The organism is Streptococcus sp. WM07 (assembly GCF_004570525.1).
GTDB lineage: Bacteria > Bacillota > Bacilli > Lactobacillales > Streptococcaceae > Streptococcus.
The window spans coordinates 1-7,394 of record NZ_SPPZ01000069.1 but is presented as its reverse complement, the minus strand read 5'-3'; the positions used below and the strand labels follow the sequence as shown (position 1 = coordinate 7,394).

The following is a 7,394-nucleotide window of genomic DNA, read 5'->3' as shown; positions in this document are numbered from 1 at the left end:
AATCACATAAATTTATCCTAGTGAACGAGCGAGAATCTACCATATCAATCTCCATCCTGATGATTTATAAGATTAGTATAGCTAGATTTCTAGTTCGGTTAAAGATACCTTGTTATTGGGCGCTTACAAAATTTGTTACAATGGAGGCATGAGAATCGATCAACTGTTGACCAATCGTTATAGCCGAAAAAATATCAAGCGAGCCCTAGCCAAACGGCAAATCCTAGTCGATGGAAAACCCGTACGATCCCTCGCTCAAAATGTCGATACCGATCTTCAAGAAGTCCTAATTGAAGGAAAGCCAGCCCCAAAAACTAAACATCACTATTGGCTCCTTCACAAACCAAGAGGCGTCGTGACTGCCAATCAAGATACACGCCATGCGACCGTTTTTGATTCCTTAACAAGCGCTGACTGGAATCCAAATCTCTACGCTGTCGGTCGTCTAGACCGGGATACCTCTGGACTCCTCCTCATTACTGATAATGGACCGCTAGGCTACCAGCTACTGCACCCAGATGCCCACGTCACCAAAACTTACCAAGTTCTGGTCAACGGTCCCCTACACCCCAATCTACCCGAACTCTTTGAGACAGGTATTATCTTTGAAGACGGTTATCAATGTTTACCCGCTAAACTGACCATTCAAAAGACAGCCCCTAACCAGAGCCAAGCCCTCATCAGTCTAGCCGAAGGTAAATTCCATCAAGTCAAAAAAATGTTCTTAGCCGTTGGGGTCAAAGTCGTTAGCCTCAAACGAATCCAATTTGGTCCCTTCCAATTAGACCATCAGCTTCCCTACGGAGCCTATCGTGGACTGACTGCGAGCGAACAAAGTCAGCTCATCCATCTTTTAGAAGCAACCAGATAGAAAGGCCATTATGAAAAATAGTTCTAAAACTACCTTTATCGCTTTCATTCTCAACCTCTCCTTCGCCATTCTTGAAGCCATCTTTGGCGTCCTTTTCCAATCATCAGCCGTCCTTGCTGACGCCGTTCATGATTTTGGGGATGCTATGGCAATTGGACTCTCCGCCTATTTAGAAAAAATCTCTGACAAACAAATCGATCTCCGTTACACCCTTGGCTACAAACGCTACAGCATCTTAGCAGCCCTTGTCACTGCCACAATCCTCATTACTGGTTCTACCATCCTCCTCATTGAAAACACTCCTAAAATTTTCAACCCGCCAGTCGTTAACAGTCAAGGAACCCTTGCCTTAGCCATCATAGCTATCCTCATCAATGGCTTAGCAGCTCGCCTGGTTCATAAAGGGGAAACTGCCAACCAACAAATCCTCACCCTCCATTTCCTAGAAGATATTCTTGGTTGGGTGGCTGTCCTCTTCGTCAGCATCATCCTCCAATTTACCGACTGGTATTTCCTCGACCCCTTGCTCTCCGTTGCCATTTCCCTTTTCATCCTCAGCCAATCCCTTCCTAAATTCCTAGCTAATCTTCAAATTTTTCTTGAAAAAGCACCAGAAGACCTCAACCTAGAAGCCTTACGTGAACAACTTGAGAAAATGGAAGGGGTCTACCAAGTCAACCAACTCAATGTCTGGACTATGGATGGCTTGCGCCACGTTGCTATGTTGCATCTCCACATCGAAGAGGGATGCAACGAACGCCTTCTGAAAGATCAAGTCCACCACCTCCTACAAGCACAAAACATCGAAGAAAGTGCCGTTGAATTCGACTACTCCAACTTCGAACACCAACACCATACCGAAAAACTCGACATCGACGACCACGGACATCATCATTAACTACCAAAGAGGCTGGGCAAAAACTAACAATTTCCGGCTTCGCTTGAAATTTGAATAGATAAAACAGCTTAGAAGCAACGTTTTTAATGACGTCATTCTAAGCTGTTTTCTAATTCTAAGACTTCTTACCTAGCCTTTTTATGATTAATACTCATTGAACTTCAAAATCTGACATTGTCTAATCTCTTTGATGAACTTTAGTTCTATCTTCATCAGATTTTCTCTTCATTTTTTTGAAAATCAGCGAGTATTCGAATTTTAAAAATAATTAAGTATAGGTTTCCTCTTCCAATATATACTTTCCTCAAAGAGTTGTCGAAGATTTATCGGCGCTCTTTTCTTTTGGCATAAAGATACCAAGCTATGAAATAGAGCTCATAGAGAATTCCGCAGCAAATAAAAGCGAGCATAAATGCATCCTGTGGTAGTAACAAAATAATAGGATCTGTTGCAGGATCGAAGAGCCAGCTTGAGTCCCCTGGGAATAAGATTTGGTGAAACCAAATGAAGAACTGGTCAAATCCAACGAGGACTGCTAGCAGGGCAAGACCAAGCGGAAGAAGGGCCCAGGTTCGGTACCAAGAAGAGGGTAGCCAACGCCAGGGTTTGGTGGTAATCATTCCGATACTTGTTCCAAGGAAGACTGCTTGGCAGAAATGAAAGAGCAACTTCACCACGAGAAAATGGTAAAGGCCAGATTTCGACGACGGTAAGTCTGGGAATTTTAATGCTGTCACCCAGGGCAGGGTCAAATAATCCATCAACACATCAACTTGTCGAAGCAAGCGTTCCGCTGTCCAGCCCAAAGTTCCAGGTAAATCCCAAATTTTCAAAAAGAGAGGATAGCCCAGATCAAACAGGAGGATCGTTAATAAGATAGAGGCGGAAAGACCCCAACATGATAAGAGAAGACCTGTTCCCCAAGCACGCCTAGTCATCAAAGCTCCATTCCGCAAGTGAACGAACCACATGAGTTGGTGCAATTGGCAAATGAGGTACTTCTTCCGCTTGGGTAAAACCAGTTAAGACGAGGAGGCTAGCAATTTCGTTATCGATTCCAGCCCGAATATCAGTCATGTAATTATCTCCGACCATGACCACTTCCTCTTTCTTCAAGCCAATACGCTCTAAGGCCTTCTCCATAATGATAGCCTTGGGTTTACCAATGTAAACCGGTTCTACTCGTGTACTAGCTTCTATAAAACGAACAAGGGAGCCAGCTCCTGGCAAGAGTCCTTCTTCTGTTGGGATATTCAAATCTGGATTTGTTCCGATAAAATGTGCTCCCTTTTGAATCGCTAAACTAGCGATTTTAGCTTTTTCATACGTTAAGTCCGTATCTAAGCCTACTACAACGTAAGCTGGATTCACAGAATCCTCTACAAATCCCGCATCGAAGATAGCACCTTTTAACCCGTCCTCACCAATAACGTAGACCGTATTTCCTAAATTTTTCTCCAACATATAATCGACTGTCGCAAGACTTGCTGTATAAATAGTCGAGAGGGGAACTGAGAGCTCAAAACGCTCAGCCAGCATGCTTTGGATGACTTCTGGGCGGCGCGTGGTGTTATTGGTCACAAAGAGATAAGGAATGTCCTGTTCCTGTAATTCTTTGACAAAATCACGCGCCTCCGGAATCAACTCCTTACCGCGGTAAATAGTTCCATCTAAATCTAACAAATAACCCTTATACATCTTGATTCTCTCTCCATTCTATTTCCACTTGAGCGCGCAAATCCCCTTCTACATAAAGTTCATGACGCGAACACTCATCCTCTACCTGTGTCCGTACAAGGACCTCGCCAGATTTCTGAATTTCCCGCACATACTTAATCGCCAGCCGCTCGACCTGGTACTGCTCTAAAAAATCAAATCCCAAGCTAGCCATAGCCCACTCTAAATAATGTGTATTATGAACGTGCCCATTTCGATCTATATGGAAAAAATAAAGGGGATAAGTCACCTCTTCAGACTGCTCCAATTTTTTAAAAGAGTAAGGAAGCAGTCCCCGTTTTTGAAAACTTGATCCATAACGCTCCGCCACTTCCTCTGGGACTCGGCTAAGTTTCCGCTTAGCTAAATCTAGAAGTGCAAACACGGATTGCATCTCCAACAACAACTCACCGGCAGCATCCGTCACTCGGAAACACCTATGACAAAGAATCCTGTTGTGAGACAAAAACTCAGTTTCCAGCAACACATACTCTTCCAACTGAGGCAAGCGAGTAACTTTGACTTGATGCTCCACGACAATCCAGGCCAAGCCATACCGATCAGCTAGATCCTGATCAGACAGACCAAGGATTTGCGATTGCCTACCTGAAAATTGCAATAAGTAGCTGATAAAACGAGGCAGAGACAAGTGCCCTGTCTTATCTACCCATTCGAAGCGAATTCTGGTCTGTTCTTGAAACACTCTTCCCATAACTACTCCAGGATAAATCGTTCCGCTACCGTGTCACCTAGAAAAAGTCCCTTCTGACTAGTTCGAAGTCTATCTCCTTCTTGAATCAATAATCCCTCATGAATCAATTGTTGCACAACGGACCCGTAAACCTCATCAAAGGACCGCTGAAATTTCTTCTCAAAACGCGCAATCGAAACACCCGCTCGCTTGCGTAAACCCAAAAAGAGTTCTTCTTCCATCTGTTCCTTTAAACTAAGCTCTTCTTGATAAACACGGGCATCTCCTGCTGCGACTGCATTAAGATAATGACGAATAGGTCCATGATTTCGGTACCGAATACCATTTAAATAGCCTGAGGCTCCAGCTCCTAAGCCATAATATTCTGCATTATCCCAATACATGAGATTATGTCGACTTTCATAACCTGGTCGACAAAAATTAGAAATCTCGTAATGATCAAAACCAGCTTCCTTTAGTCTGTTAATAATATAATGGAACATATCGACTTCCAAATCTTCTTGAGGTAAGTTCAACTGTCCCCGTCGCATGCGATTCATAAAGACTGTATGGTTTTCCAAAATCAAAGAATACAGGCTCATATGAGGGATATCTAAGCCCAAAGCCTTCTCTACATTTACTTGGACCTGCTCCATCGTTTGATGAGGTAGAGCATAAATCAAATCAATGGAAATATTATGAAAACCAGCTGTTTTCAGCTGATCAATACTTTCATAAATATCTTTTTCTTGGTGCATCCGACCAATCTGCTTCAACTCCCGATTATCAAAGGTCTGAACTCCTAGAGAAACACGATTTAAACCTGCCTTGGCCATAACCTCAATTTTATCCTGAGACAAGTCTCCTGGATTCGCCTCTAAAGTCCACTCCTGGACCTGGCTAATATCAAAAATTGAGGCCAACCCCTCCAAGAGAAATTCCAATTGTGGTGCTGACAAAGCCGATGGCGTCCCACCCCCAATATAGAGCGTATCCACTGGCCCCGGTTCATAAGCCCGAATCTCCTCCATCAAAGCTCGTAAATAATCATCCACCGGTTGGTTCTTAATAAAGACTTTAGAAAAGTCACAATAATAGCATATTTGTGTACAAAAAGGTATATGGACATAGGCTGCCCTTGGTTTGGTATTCATAATTTCTATTATAACCCAAAATCCTACTTTGAGACAGGTTTTAGCCTATCAAAAAGAGACCTGCTGATACTTGGTCAAACTATTTTCCAAGCACACAAAAAGGTTGGGCCATCCCAACCTTCTGCATATGTATCATTATTCCTCAACAACCGTGTATTTACTTGCTTCTTCCAAATACTTAGCATAGCTACCGTCTTTCTTAACCTTGGCAATAACTTTATTGACAACTTTTTGCAGTTCCTTGTTGTCTTTTTGCATAACAACAGCTGTACCGACGGTTTCTTGGGTTTTCAGCTCTGCATCTGAAATGGCCAATTTATCATTTTGCGATACATAACCAAGAGCTACGGCTTCATCAATAGCTACTGCATCTACTTTACCGGCAACCAATTCGTTGATGGCCTCACCCATAGCTTGGAGAGAAACCAATTCAGCGGAAGGCAGTTGCTCTTTTGCCAATTGTTCTTCGAGGGTTCCTTTTTGAGCGGCTACTTTTTCCCCTTGAAACTTTCTAGGTCTTTAAGGTTATTCTTATCTTCTGAGCGAACTAGAAGCACCCGTACATTTTCATAATAGGGATCAGAGAAGGTGACGACCTCTTCCCGTTCTGGTGTTTTAGAGAGACCAGTCAGCTTTGCCACTTGTCACACTCGTTCAGACATTGTCAAAACTCATAGTCGAAACTTCTAATTCAACACCTAGCTCATCCGCAATATCCTGAGCCAAAGAAATATCCGCACCAACAACTTGATTTTTCCCATCGGTAAGCGTTTGGAATTCAAATGGAGCATAGTCTGGACTCGTTACGACGATCAACTTCCCTTTTTCTTTGATAGACTCTGGGCTAGAGGCTGCGCTGCTAGTACCACAAGCCGTTAATACCAATCCAAGAGCCAGAACCCCAACACTTTTCAATACCGTCTTTAATTTCAGGTCATCTCTCCTATTCAGCTACCGTGTACTTACTTGCTTCTTCTAGATATTTGGTGTAGCTACCGTCTTTCTTAACCTTGGCAATGACCTTGTTAACGACTTTTTGCAATTCCTTGTTGTCTTTTTGCATGGCAACCGCATTACCTTGAGAATCGTCTGTCTTAATGCCTGCTGCAGCTATAGCCAATTGCTTATTTTGACTTACATAACCCAGAGCTACTGGTTCATCAATGGCTACTGCATCTACTTTACCGGCAACCAATTCGTTGATCGCTTCCCCCATGGCTTGAAGAGAGACTAACTCCGCATCCGCTAACTGATCCTTAACCATTTGTTCTGGAATAGAGCCTTTCTGAGCAGCTACTTTTTTCCCTTTAAAAGAAGCCAAAGATGGATAGTTATCTTTGTCATCCATCCGGACTAGGAGCGAGTGACCATTTTCATAATAGGAATCTGAGAAAGAGAGAACTGCTTCCCGCTCAGGTGTACTAGTCAGACCCGAAATGGCTAGATCCGCCTTACCACTCTGGAGGGTAGACAGTACATTGTCAAAGTTCATAGTCGAAACCTCAAGCTCTACACCTAATTCATCTGCGATATCTTGAGCCAAAGAAATATCCGCACCGACAACCTGATTCTTTCCGTCAATTAGGGTCTGGAATTCAAATGGGGCATAGTCTGGGCTGGTTGCGACTACCAATTTCCCTTTTTCTTTAATAGCATCCGGAGTGGAACCAGTACTAGAACCACAGGCTACCAAACTAAGCCCCAAACCTAGAACAGCTATACTTTTCAAAATAGTTTTTACTTTCATATGATATCACCTCTTGTTTTGATGTGAATATTATACATAACTTTCGTATAATTTACAATACATTTGGTTAAAAAACTTCGATTCTCTGAAAAAAGAGGCTGGGCAAAAACTAACTTATAAAATAAAAAAGCGAGCAATTCCAAACTAGAATTGCTCCTTTTCCATTTTATCCTTTATAATTATAATAACTACAAAACAACTAGAAAGACATAAAATGTATAAACAGTATAACACAAATCAACTCAGCCTTGAACTATCTATTGCTTGGGACATCCCTGAAACTCATGAAGCACGTCTCATTAGCCAGTTTGTAGACT

The 7,394-nt window shown here is 42.6% G+C and carries 7 protein-coding genes and 1 pseudogene; 2 read left to right on the top strand and 6 right to left on the bottom strand.

The genetic code is table 11. The features are described 5' to 3' along the window. The first annotated feature begins 148 nt into the window (after nucleotides 1–148). Complete coding sequence (locus E4T71_RS07705; protein ID WP_135038679.1) at nucleotides 149–871, top strand: pseudouridine synthase; 723 nt, start codon at nucleotides 149–151, stop codon at nucleotides 869–871. A 10-nt stretch (nucleotides 872–881) separates the two neighbouring features. Further along, nucleotides 882–1,769, top strand: coding sequence for a cation diffusion facilitator family transporter (locus E4T71_RS07700; RefSeq protein ID WP_135038677.1), 888 nt, complete (start codon nucleotides 882–884; stop codon nucleotides 1,767–1,769). Nucleotides 1,770–2,092: 323 nt separating this feature from the next. Here E4T71_RS07700 and E4T71_RS07695 read toward each other — a convergent pair whose 3' ends face one another. From E4T71_RS07695 to E4T71_RS07670, 6 genes and pseudogenes are all read right to left on the bottom strand, one after another. Then, the gene (locus E4T71_RS07695; protein WP_167758498.1) at nucleotides 2,093–2,707 is read right to left on the bottom strand and encodes a TIGR01906 family membrane protein; all 615 of its coding nucleotides are present in this window, start codon (nucleotides 2,705–2,707) and stop codon (nucleotides 2,093–2,095) included. Then, nucleotides 2,700–3,467, bottom strand: coding sequence for a TIGR01457 family HAD-type hydrolase (locus E4T71_RS07690; RefSeq protein WP_135038673.1), 768 nt, complete (start codon nucleotides 3,465–3,467; stop codon nucleotides 2,700–2,702). Before E4T71_RS07690 ends, E4T71_RS07695 begins: the two co-directional genes overlap by 8 nt. Beyond that, nucleotides 3,460–4,197 (bottom strand): acyl-[acyl-carrier-protein] thioesterase, encoded by a 738-nt coding sequence (locus E4T71_RS07685; protein ID WP_135038671.1) that lies wholly within the window; start codon nucleotides 4,195–4,197, stop codon nucleotides 3,460–3,462. The genes E4T71_RS07690 and E4T71_RS07685 overlap by 8 nt, the downstream gene beginning before the upstream one ends. Before the next feature lie 2 nt (nucleotides 4,198–4,199). Beyond that, nucleotides 4,200–5,330: a radical SAM family heme chaperone HemW gene (gene hemW, locus E4T71_RS07680; protein ID WP_135038667.1), complete on the bottom strand. Its 1,131-nt coding sequence runs from the start codon at nucleotides 5,328–5,330 to the stop codon at nucleotides 4,200–4,202. A gap of 135 nt (nucleotides 5,331–5,465) precedes the next feature. After that, nucleotides 5,466–6,263: pseudogene (locus E4T71_RS07675) on the bottom strand (transporter substrate-binding domain-containing protein). A 10-nt stretch (nucleotides 6,264–6,273) separates the two neighbouring features. Continuing rightward, nucleotides 6,274–7,077 carry an ABC transporter substrate-binding protein gene (locus E4T71_RS07670; RefSeq protein ID WP_135038665.1) on the bottom strand — a complete coding sequence of 268 codons (804 nt, stop codon included), beginning with the start codon at nucleotides 7,075–7,077 and terminating at the stop codon, nucleotides 6,274–6,276. Between the last annotated feature and the right edge of the window lie 317 nt (nucleotides 7,078–7,394).